Annotated in this window: 11 protein-coding genes; 5 read left to right on the top strand and 6 right to left on the bottom strand. The window is 71.8% G+C overall.

The window, feature by feature from the left end; translation table 11 throughout:
* Positions 1–141: 141 nt before the first annotated feature.
* Genes ACLJOU_RS10150 through ACLJOU_RS10135 form a run of 4 tightly spaced genes read right to left on the bottom strand, consistent with a single transcriptional unit; the run spans position 142 to position 6,286 of the window.
* Positions 142–3,174: a glycosyl hydrolase 115 family protein gene (locus ACLJOU_RS10150; protein WP_410565581.1), complete on the bottom strand. Its 3,033-nt coding sequence runs from the start codon at positions 3,172–3,174 to the stop codon at positions 142–144.
* A gap of 15 nt (positions 3,175–3,189) precedes the next feature.
* Positions 3,190–4,014: a carbohydrate ABC transporter permease gene (locus ACLJOU_RS10145; protein WP_410565578.1), complete on the bottom strand. Its 825-nt coding sequence runs from the start codon at positions 4,012–4,014 to the stop codon at positions 3,190–3,192.
* Positions 4,014–4,985 carry a carbohydrate ABC transporter permease gene (locus tag ACLJOU_RS10140; RefSeq protein ID WP_410565575.1) on the bottom strand — a complete coding sequence of 324 codons (972 nt, stop codon included), beginning with the start codon at positions 4,983–4,985 and terminating at the stop codon, positions 4,014–4,016. The genes ACLJOU_RS10145 and ACLJOU_RS10140 overlap by 1 nt, the downstream gene beginning before the upstream one ends.
* Positions 4,982–6,286 (bottom strand): extracellular solute-binding protein, encoded by a 1,305-nt coding sequence (locus ACLJOU_RS10135; protein WP_410565572.1) that lies wholly within the window; start codon positions 6,284–6,286, stop codon positions 4,982–4,984. Before ACLJOU_RS10135 ends, ACLJOU_RS10140 begins: the two co-directional genes overlap by 4 nt.
* Before the next feature lie 134 nt (positions 6,287–6,420).
* On the opposite strand from ACLJOU_RS10135, the gene ACLJOU_RS10130 reads away from it, so the two are divergent.
* The 4 genes from ACLJOU_RS10130 (at position 6,421) to ACLJOU_RS10115 (ending at position 12,041) form a co-directional block, all read left to right on the top strand.
* Positions 6,421–7,431, top strand: a complete 1,011-nt coding sequence (locus ACLJOU_RS10130) for a LacI family DNA-binding transcriptional regulator (RefSeq protein WP_410565569.1) — start codon at positions 6,421–6,423, stop codon at positions 7,429–7,431.
* Between the two features lie 46 nt (positions 7,432–7,477).
* Entirely contained in the window at positions 7,478–9,778 is a 2,301-nt protein-coding gene (locus ACLJOU_RS10125; protein WP_410565567.1) for a beta-glucosidase family protein, read from the top strand.
* Positions 9,775–11,004 carry an SGNH/GDSL hydrolase family protein gene (locus ACLJOU_RS10120; RefSeq protein WP_410565564.1) on the top strand — a complete coding sequence of 410 codons (1,230 nt, stop codon included), beginning with the start codon at positions 9,775–9,777 and terminating at the stop codon, positions 11,002–11,004. Before ACLJOU_RS10125 ends, ACLJOU_RS10120 begins: the two co-directional genes overlap by 4 nt.
* 221 nt (positions 11,005–11,225) lie before the next feature.
* Complete coding sequence (locus tag ACLJOU_RS10115) at positions 11,226–12,041, top strand: Asp23/Gls24 family envelope stress response protein (RefSeq protein ID WP_410565561.1); 816 nt, start codon at positions 11,226–11,228, stop codon at positions 12,039–12,041.
* A gap of 32 nt (positions 12,042–12,073) precedes the next feature.
* On the opposite strand, the gene ACLJOU_RS10110 is transcribed toward ACLJOU_RS10115, so the two are convergent.
* Both ACLJOU_RS10110 and ACLJOU_RS10105 read right to left on the bottom strand, forming a co-directional pair.
* Positions 12,074–12,643 carry a dihydrofolate reductase family protein gene (locus ACLJOU_RS10110; protein WP_410565558.1) on the bottom strand — a complete coding sequence of 190 codons (570 nt, stop codon included), beginning with the start codon at positions 12,641–12,643 and terminating at the stop codon, positions 12,074–12,076.
* Positions 12,644–12,849: 206 nt separating this feature from the next.
* The gene (locus tag ACLJOU_RS10105; RefSeq protein ID WP_410565555.1) at positions 12,850–13,404 is read right to left on the bottom strand and encodes a TetR/AcrR family transcriptional regulator; all 555 of its coding nucleotides are present in this window, start codon (positions 13,402–13,404) and stop codon (positions 12,850–12,852) included.
* Between the two features lie 67 nt (positions 13,405–13,471).
* Between ACLJOU_RS10105 and ACLJOU_RS10100 the strand changes: the two genes are divergently transcribed.
* Complete coding sequence (locus ACLJOU_RS10100; RefSeq protein WP_410565552.1) at positions 13,472–14,341, top strand: NAD(P)H-binding protein; 870 nt, start codon at positions 13,472–13,474, stop codon at positions 14,339–14,341.
* Position 14,342 lies beyond the last annotated feature (1 nt).

Genomic DNA, 14,342 nt, shown 5'->3' with positions numbered 1-14,342 from the left:
CCCGGGATCGTCGGTGCCCACCGGTAGCGTGGAAAACGGGGGGCGCCCCCGGCGGCCAGGCGCTCGGCAGCCGTTCCGGCCGGTGTGGCCTCTCTTCGCCCCTCTTCGCCGCACGGATTCCGGCGGCCCGAGGGAACTCGCTCACCACGGCCACCGCACGCTCTCCGGCGGGCCCAGGTAGCTCGCCCGCAGCCCACCGGTGTCGACCACCAGTTTCTGCACGATCACCGCCGGGTCGACCATCCAGAACTTGAGCACGTGCGGGCCCGCCGCCCCGATCTCGTGCCGCGTCGACGTCAGGTTCACGTTGTCCGAAGTGGTCCGTTCCCACTGGCGGTTCATGGCCGTGTCGTCCGCGCCGGTGGCCTTCGTGATGTTCACAACCTGCGGTTCGGCGTCGTCGAACGAGACCGCGTACCGCAGCCCGTCGCCCGCCAACACGTTGCTGCGCGGGGACAAGTACGCCCACACCGTCACCGGGCCGGTCGTGAACAGCGTCATCCGGTACTCCAGCCGCGGTCCCGCCCCCGGCGGCCGGCTCGCCGCCGTCACCGGGAACGGCGTCATGCCCGCCCCCGTCCGGCCGAGGTCCGGGATGCGCCGCCACGACACCGCGGGCGCGCCGACGTTGGCCGTGCAGTGCTCGGCCTCCATCGAGACGTACCCGCCGGCTTCGACGAACCCGCGGACCGGCCCGGCCGGATTGCGCACGACGGCGTCCACCACGACCGAGCTCCCCGCGCCCGACACCGTGATCGGCACGGTCGTCGTGCCCTTCGGCGCCCGGGCCCAGTCGATCCGCACGGTCATGCGCAGCTCCTCCTCCACGCGGCCACCCCGCGGCTCGGCCAGCACCCACGGCACACCGGCGGACACAGTGCAGCGGAACGGCGTCCGGCCGCGGTTGAAGACGTCGATGTACTGCGGTGGCGCGCTCTGGTACGGGCTGAACTCCGGCAGCACCGGGCGGCTCGCGGCACCGGGCCACGCCTCTTCCGAGCCGTCGACGGCGACCCCCAGTGACGCCGCCGCGGGCAGGTCGAGGCGGTTCACCGCCGGGAAGACGACGTCCGGCAGGGCCACGTTGTTCAGCTCCGGCTGCTGCCAGGGCGCGTTCGGGCCGTAGCGGGCGACGTCGCCGTAGTCGATGTGCGGCTGGGTCTGGAAGCCCTTCCACTTGCCGCCGGCGATGCCGGTGTTGTACTTCTCCGCCAGCGCGAGGTCGTCGGCGAAGCGGGCTTCCGTGCCGGCGGCCAGCGCGTTCGCCGACGCGCGGCCCTGCGCCGCGTACAGCAGGTTCGTGAACTCGGCGCGCCGCAGCGCGTAGAGGTTGGCCGTGGCCTGGACCTCGTACCCCACCAGCTCGTAGTAGGCGTCCTGGAAGGCCCGCGGCAGCCGCGCGCCGATCTTCGCCGCCCGGGCCGCGAGGTCGCGCCACTCGTCGGTGACCCGGTCCAGCTCGCGGTAGTTGACCAGGCTGAACGGCGTCATCCGGTCGTCGTAGGTGATGGTCCCGGCGGAGTCGACCGTGATCCGCCGGTTGAGCAGCTCCGGCTTGCGGCGCGACTGCAGCCGGCCGTAGTCGTGCAGCACCCCGGCGATCTCCGTCGCCGGTGCCGCCCCGAAGTTCTCCGACGCGAACTGACGCTCCCAAGTGGACAGCCGCTCGACCGGCAGGGCCGCGGGATCCCAGGCGTAGTCGAGGAAGAACTGCAGGGGCAGCTCGTTGCCCTTCATGTCCCCGACGTTCGCCACCCAGAGGCGGTCGTTGCCGTAGGCGGACGCCTGGTGCAGCTGCTCCCACGTGTTCGCGAGCAGCGCGGTGTCGACCCACTTGTAGTTGCGGCCGCCGCCGACGTAGTCGAAGTGGTAGTAGAGCCCGTACCCGCCCGGGTGCGGCGGCAGGGACAGGTCCGGCAGCTTGCGGATGTTGCCCCAGTTGTCGTCGGTGAACACGACGATGACGTCGTCCGGCGGGCGCAGGCCCTGGGCCCAGTACCGCTGGACTTCCTTGTACAGCGTCCAGACCTGCGGCACCGTGGTGAGGTCCCGGCCGGTCTCGCGGGCGAGGATCTCCCGTTCGGTGGCGATGATCTCGCGCATCAGCTCGATGCCGTCGCCGTCGGGCAGGCCGACGTCCCCGTTGCCGCGCATGCCGAGCGTGACGACGCCTTCGAAGTCCTCCCGGACCATCCGGCGGATGCCGTCGGTCCAGTAGGCCTTGATCGCTTCGCCGTTGCGGCGGAAGCTCCACTCCCCCGTGCCGCCGTACGGGTCGTGGCCCGGGGTCGTGATGTTCCCGGCCGCGTCGCGGACCGCGGCCACCGCGTGCCGGTTCCACTCCTCGATGCCGCGCATCATCGGCGCCTCGTGCGAGGTGCCCATGACGATGCCGTACTCCTTGGCCGTGGCGTGGTTGAGCGGGTCGTCCTCGGCGAACGCCCGCCCCCACACCGCCGGCCACAGGTAGTTGGCGCGCAGCCGGAGCATGGTCTCGAAGACCTTCGCGAAGAACAGGTGGTTGAAGCCGTTGGGGTACCCGGGAGCTTGGCCCGGCCCGAAGTAGGCCGGGGCCCACGTGCCGAGCGCCGGGTTCTCGTCGTTGATGAAGAAGCCGCGGTACTTCACGTGCGGCGTGCCCAGGCTGAACCGCTCGCGCGGCAGGTGCAGCTCCGGCTGCCGCCGCGGCGGGACGTCGGCCCACCAGTACCACGGCGAAACGCCGATGCGGCGGGAGATCTCGTAGACGCCGTAGATCACCCCGCGCTGATCGCTGCCGGTGAGCACGAGCCGGCCGTCGACGACCTGGCTCAGCGACGTCTCCCACTTCCCGGCAATGCCGGTGACGTCGAGCTTCCCGGCCGCGACCAGCCCGTCGACCAGCGGGCTGTGGCCCAGGGTGCCGACCACGACGACCGGACCCCGCGCCGGGACGGCGTCGAACACGACCGCCGGCCGCACCCCGGTGACGCGTTCGACGTCCGCGGCCAGGTCGCCGACGACCCGTCGCACGCCGGGGAGGTCACCCGAACCGACCACGATCGTCGCGGCCTTCCCCCGCGACACCAGCGGGAACCCGGTCCCGGCCTCGGCCAGGCCCGGGGAGGCCGCCGACCCGGCCCCGGCCAGCGCGAGCAACTGCAGGAACGCACGACGGTGGACCTCGGACGGCACGGCAGACCTCCTGAGTCAGCCCTTCACGGATCCGGTCAGCCCGCCGACGATCCGCCGTTCGGCGAGCACGAAGAAACCGAGTGCGGGGATCATCGACAGCGCGGTGAACGCGAGCACCCGGGCGGTGTCCTGCGAGAACTGGGACTGGAACATGGCGACGCCGAGCGGGAGCGTGAAGTGCCCGGAGTCGTTGAACACCAGCAGCGGCAGCAGGTAGGCGTTCCAGCTGGTGACGAAGGCGAGCACGGCGACCGTGGTGAGCGCCGGGGTCGACAGCGGCAGCAGGATCCGCCAGAAGAAGCCGAGCCGGGTGGCGCCGTCGAGGACGGCGGCGTCTTCGATCTCCCCCGGGATGGCGTGCATGAACGGGCGCAGGATCACGATCGTCACCGGCAGCGAGAACGCCGCTTCCGGGATCGCGACACCCCAGAAGCTCTCCAGCATGCCCAGCTGCCGCAGCCACAGGTACAGCGGCAGCGTCGCCACGGTGAGGGGGAACAGCAGGCCGAGCGTGAACAGCGTGTACAGCCCTTCCCGGCCCTTGAACTGGTACCGCGAAAGGGCGTAGCCCGCCATCGAGCCCAGGCCGACGGCGACCGCGGTCGCGATCACGGCGATCAGCGCGCTGTTGCCGAGGAACGTCCAGAACGCGCTCGAGCCGAGGACCGACGCGTAGTTGTCCGTCACCCACGGGCCGGGCAGCCCGGCCGGGTCGGTGTTGATCTGCGCGTTGGTGCGGAACCCGCCGAGCACGACGAACAGCAGCGGCACGAGCGTCACGCCGATGACGACGATCGCCGCCAGGTACCCCATCGACAGACCGAACCTGCGGGAGCGCATCAGCCCACCATCCTGGTCAGGGCGCCCTGCGTGTCGCGGCGGAGTGCGAACCGCTGGTACAGCAGCGCGAACACGAAGCAGAAGACGAAGAGGATCACCGCCACCGCGGAGCCGAACCCGAACTCGTAGCGCTTGAAGCCGTGGTCGATCAGGTAGGTCGCCATCGTCGTCGACGCGTTCGCCGGGCCGCCGAGAGTCATGATCCAGACGACGTCGAACAGCTGCAGCGAGCCGATCACCGACAGGAAGATCCAGATCCGGATGGTCGGGCCCAGCAGCGGCAGCACCACGTGGCGGGTGGTCTGCCACGCGGACGCGCCGTCCAGCGCCGCGGCTTCCCTCAGCTCGGCCGGCACCCCCTGCAGGCCCGCGAGCAGCAGGATGATGCCGAAGCCGATGAACTTCCAGGTGACGACCACGAAGAGCGTGTAGAGCACGATGCCGGGGTCGGCCAGCCACTGGTGGATCAGGCCGCCGAGCCCGGCGCTCTTGAGCGCCTGGTCGGCGAACCCGTTCGGCTGCAGCATGAGCGCCCAGATCACCGCGGTGATCGCCTCGGACAGCACGTACGGCGCGAAGACGAAGGCGCGCAGCACCGCGCGGCCCCGCAGCTTGCGGTTGAGCAGCATCGCCAGCCCGATCGACAGCGGCAGCTGCACCACGATCGACAGCCCGGCGATGATCAGGTTGTGCACGATCGCGCCCTGGAACACGGTGCCGCCGAAGGCGTCGGCGTAGTTGTCGAAGCCGACGAAGTCGTCGAGCGGGCCGAAGCCGTTCCACTTGAAGACGCTGTAGAACGCGGCGATCCCGATCGGTACCAGCACGAAGCCGCCGAACAGCAGCAAGGCGGGCCCGAGCAGCAGCGCCAGCTCCAGCTTCTTGCCCAGCCCGGGGCGTTTCGCCCGGACACCGGCCGCCGGTGCGGACGGCCGTGCGGCCGTCCGCACCGGAGTCGTCGCCGTGGTCACTTGTTGCCCGTCGCAGCCTGGTTGACGGCGGTCACGATGCCTTCGGGGGTGCCCTGGCCGGCGAACATGTTGGCCACCGCGTCGTTCAGGGCGGCGCCGACCGCCGTCGGGAACGCCCGGTCGAAGTACATCTGCACGTACGGCGCCTTCGTGCCGTAGTCGTTGACCTGCCGGAGCGTGTCGGTCTTCAGCGACTTCGCGGCCGCGACGTTCACGGGCAGGCCGGTTCCCTTCTCGGCGAGCTGCGTCTGCACCGGCTCGCTGACCAGGTACTGCAGGAACGTCGTGCAGGCCTTCGCCGCGCGGGTCGTGCAGGCGAAGCCGTCACCGCCGCCGAGCGCGGCCGCCGGGTCGCCCTGGCCACCCGCCACGGACGGGAAGGGGAACCAGCCGATCTTCGAGTCCAGGTCCTTGTCTTCGGTCAGCGACGACATCGTGCCGGGCTCCCAGTCGCCCTGCAGCTCCATCGCGGCCTTCCCGTTGGCGACGAGGCCGGCCGAGCTGCCCGCGCCCTGCTGGGCGGGCGTGCCCGCGAACCCGGTCTGGAAGGGTTGCGTGGCCAGGAAGTTCTTCAGGTCCTGCCCGGCCTTCGTCCAGCACGGGTCCTCGAGCTTGACCGCCTTCACCGACTGCTTGAGCACGTCGGCCGAGCATTCCCGGACGGCGAAGTAGTTGAAGTAGAAGGCATCCGGCCAGCGGTCCTTGCCGCCGACCGAGATCGGCGCGATGCCCTTGGCCTTCAGCTGCGTGACGGCGGCGTTCAGCTCGTCCATGGTCTTCGGCGGGGTGGTGATCCCCGCCTGCTGGAACAGGTCCTTGCGGTACCAGAAGCCGACGAAGTGCTGCGCGAACGGCACGCCGTACTGCTTGCCGTCGACCTGCCACTTCTCGCCGAAGTTGCCGGTGGCCTGTTCGATCCACGACTTCGTGTCGCCGGTGATGTCGGCGACCTTGCCGGAGGTGATCTGCGAGGCCAGGTCGCCCGCTCCCCAGGACTGGTAGACGTCCGGCGGCGTCGCCGACTGCAGGGCGAGGGGCACCTTGGTGTTGAAGTCCTCGTTCTGCAGCGGCTGCGCCTTGATGGTGACGTCGGGGTGCGCCTGGTGGTAGTCGGTGACGACCTTCTCCCAGATCGACTTGATCGGATCGGTGGTGCCGTTGTGCCACCAGGTCAAGGTGACCGGACCGCTCGGCTGCGCGGGGGTTTCGCTCCCCCCGCTCCCCCCGCTGCACGCGGCGAGCGCGAGCGGGACGACGGCCGCCAGGGCGGCGAGAACGGGAATGCGGCGTTTCACAAACATCGTGGGTCCACTCCTGACGACTTCGGCCGAGTTGGACGGGGCGGCTTCCGCGCCCGGGTTGGCGAAGAGTCTGCTCCCGGACAAATGCCGTGTCAATCGTTGTCGATAACGTTTTCTATGGTTAGTCTGAGCCGATGCAGCCCAGTTCCAGGGTGACCATCCGTGACGTCGCCGCCCGGGCCGGCGTCTCGGTGGCCACGGTTTCGAAGGTGATCAACGAGCGCTACGGCGTCTCCGCCGCGACGCTCGCGCGGGTCCGCGCCGTGATCGAAGAGCTCGGTTACGAAGCGAGCCTCGTGGCGCAGAGCCTGAGAAACCACCGGACGAACGTCATCGGCATCCTGGTCGCCGACCTCGAACCGTTCTCGACCGAGCTGCTCAAGGGAGCCGCGGACGCCATCCGCGGCAGCGGTTTCGAACTCGTCGTCTACTCCGCGGGCGGGCGCACCGGCGACCCGGTCGGCTGGGAAAAGCGCTACCTGTCCCGGCTGAGCGGCACCCTCGTCGACGGCGCCGTGCTGGTCACCCCCACCGTTTCCCTGGATGTCGTACCGGGCACGCCGGTCGTCGCCGTCGACCCGCACACCGGGCCGTCGCACCTGCCGACGATCGACTCGGACAACCTGCGCGGCGCGCAGCTGGCCACCGAGCACCTGCTGGAGCTGGGGCACCGGCGGATCGGTTTCCTCGCCGGCCGGCCCGACCTGCAGTCGGCCGAGCTGCGGAAAACGGGGTACCTGCGGGCGTTGACGGCGGCGGGCATCACGCCCGACGACGACCTGATCCGGGTCGGTGCCTACGACCCGGCGGTCTCCGCGGCCTCGGCGCACGCGCTGCTGACCGGCCCGGACCGGCCGACCGCGGTGTTCGCCGCGAACGACATCTCGGCCATCGCGACCGTGGGCGCCGCCCGCGAACTCGGGCTGGCCGTGCCCGACGACCTTTCCGTGGTGGGCTTCGACAACGTGCCCGAGTCGGCGCTCTGCAGCCCGCCGCTGACCACTGTGGACCAGCCGATCCGCGAGATGGGCCACCGGGCCATCCGCATGCTGATCGCGCTGATCAACGGCGACGACGTCGAGCGGACCCACGTCACGCTCGACACCGGCCTGGTCGTGCGGCACTCCACCCGCGCACTCCCCTGAACCGTCTCCTCTTCCCCACTCCTCCCCAGACGAAGGGCGGAAAGCCTTGACCACGCAGCCCACCACGGCCGGAGAGCCGTGGCGCGACCCCGCGGCCGACCCGGGCGAACGCGTCCGCGCCCTGATGGCCCGGATGACCCTGCGCGAGAAGTGCGCCCAGCTCTACGGGGTCTGGGTCGGCATCGACTCGGGCGGCGAAATGGCGCCGCACCAGCACGAGTTCGTCGACGCGGCGGTCGACTTCGACGACCTGGTCCGCCACGGCATCGGGCAGCTGACCCGCGCGTTCGGCACCCGGCCGGTCGACCCGGTGATCGGGGCGCACAGCCTCGCGCGCACCCAGCGGCAGATCGTCACCAGCGGCCGGTTCGGGATTCCCGCGGTGGTGCACGAGGAATGCCTCACCGGGCTGGCCGCGTGGCAGGCGACGATCTACCCGGCCCCGCTGTCGTGGGGCGCCACCTTCGACCCGGACCTGGTGCGCCGGATGGCGGCGAAGATCGGGCGGACCATGCGCGGGCTCGGCGTGCACCAGGGCCTCGCCCCGGTCCTCGACGTGGCCCGCGACCTGCGCTGGGGGCGGGTCGAGGAGACCATCGGCGAAGATCCCTACCTGGTCGGGACGATCGGCAGCGCGTACGTCGCCGGGCTCGAATCGGCCGGCGTGGTCGCCACGCTCAAGCACTTCGTCGGGTACTCCGCCTCGCGCGCCGGGCGCAACCTTGCGCCGGTTTCGGCCGGCCCGCGCGAAATCGCCGACGTCCTGCTGCCGCCGTTCGAACAGGCGCTGCGCGCCGGCGCCCGGTCGGTGATGAACGCCTACACCGACACCGACGGCCTCCCGTCCGCCGCCGACGCGGCCCTGCTGACGGGCCTCCTGCGGGACACCTACGGGTTCGACGGCACGGTCGTCGCCGACTACTTCTCCGTGGCGTTCCTGCACCGGCTGCACGGTGTCGCGGCCGACCGCGCCGATGCGGCGGGCCAGGCGCTCACCGCGGGCATCGACGTGGAGCTGCCGACGATGGACTGCTACGGCGAGCCACTGCTCGCCGCGGTGGAAGAGGGCGCGGTCGATGTCGCCGCCGTCGACCGCGCCCTCGAACGCGTGCTGCGCCAGAAGTGCGAGCTGGGCCTGCTCGACGCCGACTGGGCCCCCGAGGTCCCCGACGAGATCGACCTCGACGACGCCGAGTCGCGGGCGCTGGCCCGCGAAGTGGCCGAGCGCTCCATCGTGCTGCTGCACAACGACGGCACGCTCCCCCTCTCCCCCGGCACCCGCCTCGCCGTGGTGGGCCCGCGCGCGGACACACCCGGCGCGATGCTCGGCTGCTACTCGTTCCCGCTGCACGTCGGCGTGCACCACCCCGACGTGCCCTTCGGCGTTTCGGTGCCGACCCTGCTCGAAGCGCTGCGTTCCTCCTACGACGACGTCACCTACGCGCTGGGCTGCCCGGTCACGGGCGGCGACGACGAAGGGATCGCCGAAGCCGTCGCGGCCTGCGCGGACGCGTCGGTGTGCGTGGCCGTCCTGGGCGACCGGGCCGGGCTCTTCGGCGGGGGGACCTCCGGCGAAGGCTGCGACGCGGCCGACCTGCGGCTGCCGGGCCGCCAGGAGGAACTGCTCGACGCGCTGCTGGACACCGGCAAGCCGGTGGTGCTCGTCCTGCTCTCGGGACGGCCGTACGAGCTGTCCCGGCAGCTCCCGCGGCTGGCCGCGGTCGTCTGCGGGTTCTACCCCGGCGAGGAGGGCGCCGGCGCGCTGGCCGACGTCCTCGGCGGGCGCGTCAACCCGGCCGGCCGCCTCCCGGTGAGCTTCCCGGGCGCCGGGGCGGGCCAGCCCTCGACGTACCTGGCCGCGCCGCTCGGCCGGCGCAGTGAGGTGTCCACTGTGGACCCCTCGCCGCTCTTCCCGTTCGGGCACGGGCTGTCCTACGCACCGGCCACCTGGCTGGACGTCAGCGCGACCGGTTCGCTCTGGCCGACCGACGGCGTCTGCCGGGTCCGGGTGACCCTGCGCAACGACAACCGGCGCGAAGCGTCCGAAGTCGTCCAGGTCTACCTGCACGACCCGGTGGCCGAGGTCGCGCGGCCGGAGCGCCAGCTCATCGCCGCCCGCCGGGTGTCCCTGCCCCCGGGCCAGACCTGCGTCCTGGAGATCGGCCTGCACGCGGACCTGACGTCCTACACCGGGCGGGCGGGACGGCGGCAGGTCGACCCCGGTGACGTCGAGCTGCGGGTGGGCACCTCGAGCGAGCAGATCGTCACGACCCTGCACTGCACGCTGACCGGGCCGCGCCGCGTCGTCGGCGCCGACCGGGTCCTGACCCCGGAGTTCTCGTTGTGAGACGTCCTTTGGTCCTCTCCGTCCTGGCCGTGCTGGCCGTGCTCTTCGTGGGCGCGTCCGCCCGTCCCGCGCCTGCGCACTGGGTGGCGACGTGGACGTCGATGCCGCAGCTGACCGAGCCGGGCAACCTGCCGCCGGCCCCGTTCACCGGCACCGACCGGGTGCTCGACGACGCGTCCCTGCGCGAGACGGCGCAGGTGACCGTCGGCGGCCCGCGGATCCGGCTGCGGTTCTCCAACGCCTTCGGCGGGGCCCCGCTCCCGCTGACCGCGGTGTCGGTGGCGCGCCCGGTGTCCGGCGCGGCCGGGGTTTCCGGTGTCGTCCCGGGCAGCGTCGTCCCGGTGACGTTCCACGGCAAGGCGTCGACGACGGTCCCGCAGGGCGCGCAGGTCGTGTCCGACCCGCTGCCCTTCCCGGTGCGGCCGCGCGAGAACATCGCGGTGACGGCCTACCTGGCGCACGGCCAGGCCTCGACGTCGATCACCTCGCACCCCGGTTCGCGCACGACGTCGTACCTGCTGGCCGGCAACCACGTTTCCGACCTCGAGCTGCCGGGCGCCACCCCGGTGGACCACTGGTACTTCCTCAGCGGCATCGAGGTGCTGTCGCCGGCGTCCGCGGTGGCGGTGATCGGCGACTCCATCTCCGACGGCCGCGGGTCGACGACGAACGGGAACGACCGCTGGCCGAACGTGCTGGCCGCGCGGCTGCACGGTGTGTCGGTGGTGAACGAGGCCGCGGGCGGCAACCGCGTCCTGCAGGACGGCCTCGGCCCGAACGTGCTGGCCCGCCTCGACCGCGATCTGCTGGCCACCAGCGGGGTTTCGTGGGCGATCGTGTTCGAGGGCGTCAACGACATCGGCACCGCCACCCCGGCGGCCGCCGCGGACGTGGCGGACCAGCTGATCGACGCCTACGACCAGATCCTGGTCCGCGCGCACGCGCAGGACATCCGCGTGTACGGCGCGACGATCACGCCGTTCGGCGGCAACACCGGCTACGACGACCCCGCGCGGGAAGCGGCCCGGCAGCGGGTGAACGCGTGGATCCGCCAGCCGGGCCACTTCGACGCACTGCTGGACTTCGACAAGGTGGCCCGTGACCCGGCGGCACCGTCCCGGCTGCTGCCGGCCTACGACGTCGGCGACCACCTGCACCTCAACCCGGCGGGATACCGGGCACTCGGTTCCAGCGTTCCGCTCGGGCTTTTCCGGAACGGCGGCTGAAATCGTCAAGAACCAGAAAGACGACAATTCCCGGACGCGGTTTCCCGCGCGTGATCACCGGCCGCCGAACGCGGCCTGACGGACGGTGATCGGCCGGATATCTGTTGGGACACAAGCGAGTCTCGAAGGCGGGGGCCCGTGACGCGCGTCACGGGCCCTCCCCTAGCATGTCGCCGTCTGCTGTCCCCACAGGTAGTCGTCGCGCCCCGGAAAGGGAACTCATGTCCGACGTCATGAACAGCATCTTCGGCCGCCCCGACAACGAAACCCCCGGTTCGGGCGGGTACACCTACGGCACCGCCGAGCCCGCTCCCGAGAACCCCGAGCCGCCCGTCGCCGACGAGGCGGAAGCCACGGCGGAGGCGGATGTTGCCGACGAAACCGCCGAAGGCGAAGCAGCCGACAGCGACCAGGCCGGATCCGACGGCGACGACGAGCCCGAAGCCGACACGGACGAAGCCGCCGAGACGAGCGACGAGGACGTCACCGGGACCGACGAGGAGGCGGTCGCCGAGGACGGCTCCGAGTCGGAGGACGCCGGCGACGCTGACGAAACCGAGCCGGTGGCGGAGAACGAACCGGTCGAGGAAACCGACGCCGCCGAAGAAAACGAGCCTGCGGCCGAAGCCGCGGAGACCGAGCCGGCTGCCGCGTCGGTTGTCGCCGAAGCCGAGGCGGTCGTCGCCGAGGCCGCACCGGTCGTGGCGGCCGAACCGGCCGCCGCCGCGGTCCGCCCCGCGGCGGGGAGCCGGGGCAGCACCACGATCGCCGACGGGGTGGTCGAGAAGATCGTCGTGCGGATCGCGGCCCAGGCCGAAGGCGTGCACAGCGTCGCCGAGGACGGCATCACCGTCGAGCTGGCCGACGAGGTCGCCTGGGTGACCATCCCCGTGGTGGTCGAGTTCGGCCACGCGGTCAAGGCGCTGGGCGAGCGGATCCGCGTCGCGGTGATCGACGCCGTCGAGCAGTACCTTGGCCTGGACGTCGAGGTCGTGGACGTGCACGTCACCGACATCCACTTCCCCGAGGCGGCCTGACCGGCGCCGGTGCCCGGTTTCAGCGCCCGGTGTCAGTGACCGGACCGGGCACCGGCCCGTACGCGGTACCGCAGGTGGAGCACGTCGCGGTCCTCGAGACGCCGGACGAGTTCGAGTTCCGCTTTGGTGGCCCCGAAGAGCCGTCGCCCTTCGCCGAGAAGCACCGGGACGACGTGGAGTTCGATTTCGTCGAGCAACCCCGCCGCGAGCAACGCCTGTGCCGCGCCGGCGCCGTGCACCATCACCGCGCGATCGCCGGCGGCGGCACGTGCTTCTTCGGCGGCCGTGGTGACATCGGTGAAGAACCGCGCGCTGCCGGGCGGCGTGTCAGCGGGATCGACGTGGTGGGTGAGCACGTGGCTCGGCACGCCGTCGTGGTGGTCGCCACCCCACCGGCCCGCCAGCTCGAACGTGCGGCGCCCGGAGATGAGCGCCCCGGTGGCCAGCGCCTCGCGGTAGACCTGCGCGCTGGGGCCGTCGCCGTGGCGGTCGTCCAGCCAATCGAACAGCCGCCCACCACCCCGGCCGAGCTCCTGCCCGGGCCGATCGTCGGGGCCGGCCACGAAGCCGTCGAGGGACATCGACATGTAAAGGCGGATCATCGGGGAACTCCTCGGGTCGGGTGCGCTTCGCCGACGCGTCGAACGAACCCCGCCCGGATCGACAGCTTTCAGTCCTTCCGCGCCCGGACTGCCCTTGGCCGTGACTGTCCGCCGAAAACGGCGTAAAACGCACCGCACGGCGGCATCTTCGCAGCCCACCGATCGGCAACCGGCTGCTGTTCCTGTGCCGTGCCGTCAGTGCGGGTTCAAGCCCGGATCCCCTCCAGCTGGAGGGTGATCAGCCGGCGCCACTCGCCGGGGACTTTCATGTTCGCCATGGCCGCGCGGGTGATGAGGACGAAGTCTTCGCGGTCGAAGTCCGCGCGGAGGCGGCCGGCCGCCACCGCGCGGTGCACGATCCGCTCGACGCTCGCCGAGAACGCCAGTTTCTCTTCCTCGATGTCGGCCCAGCTCGGCTCTTCGGGTCCGAGGATGGCGAAGCGGAACGCCGCGTCGGGTTCCGCCGCTTCCAGATAGCCGTAGAGCAGGGACTCGAACGCCGTCCACGGGTCGCCGGCCGCCTCGGCGGACTGGGCGAGGACGGCCATCTCCTCGAACCGGCGGCCGATGATCGCCGCCCGGAGCGCCTGCTTGTCGGCGAAGTGGCGGTACAGGGTGCCGACGCCCAGTCCGGCGCGGTCGGCGATCTCGTCCATCTGCACCGCGTCGCCCCGCTGGGCGAACAGTTCGCCCGCGGCGTCGAGGATGGCGTCGCGGTTGCGGCGGGCGTCGGCCCGCAGGGCACGTCGGGAAGCGGTCATGGTGGCCCCAGCGTACCGACCGGGCTATATTCGGAACCGGAGTTCATCTTCAGCTTAGGAGCAAGCCATGATCGTCGTGACCACCCCCACCGGACAGATCGGCCGCCGGGTCGTCCGGCACCTGCTGGCCGGGAACGGCGAGGTCAGGGTCGTCGTCCGGGACGCCGCCCGGTTGGCCGACGACGTCCGCGCGCAGGTCGACGTGGTCGAGGGCAGCCACGACGACCCGGCCGTGCTCGACGCGGCCCTGCCCGGCGCCGAGGCGGTGTTCTGGCTCGTCCCGCCGAACCCCGCCGCACCGAGCGCCGAGGAGCACTACCTCGCCTTCGCCCGGGCCGGCGCCGAAGCCGTCCGCCGCCACGGTGTCGGCCACGTCGTCGCGGTCAGCAGCGCCGGGCACGGCTGGCCGAAGCCGGCGGGTGTCCTCTCCGCGGCCTTCGCGATGGACGTCGAACTGCAGAAGCCGGGCGCGCACTACCGGGCGGTTTCGCCGCCCTTCTACCTGGAGAACCTGCTCGGGCAGCTGGCCGCGCTCCGCGAGCGGGGCGAGTTCACCCTGCCCTGCGCCGGTGACCGGCCGCTCGCCACGATCGCCACCCGCGACGTCGCCGCGGCGGCCGCCGGCCTGCTGACCGACCTGTCCTGGACCGGGCAGTCGGACGTCCCCGTGTTCGGTCCCGACCGGCTCACCCCCGACGGCATGGCACAGGTGCTGAGCGAGGAACTCGGCCGTCCGGTCCGCTACCGGCGGCTCGCGCTGGCCGACTTCGCCGCGATGCGCCGCTCCCAGGGGGCGACCGAGCGGATGGTCGCCGACGCGACCGAGATGTTCGCCGCGCAGGACGACGGCATCTACGACGCCGACTGGGCGACCGCGACGATCACGCGGACGGACTTCCGGACCTGGTGCCGGGAGGTGCTCGAGCCCGCCCTCTGAC

It is taken from the genome of Amycolatopsis sp. cmx-4-61, from assembly GCF_046548775.1.
Lineage (GTDB): Bacteria > Actinomycetota > Actinomycetes > Mycobacteriales > Pseudonocardiaceae > Amycolatopsis.
Note: the sequence above shows the minus strand (reverse complement) of the source record. Positions and strands in the feature narration are given on the sequence as shown.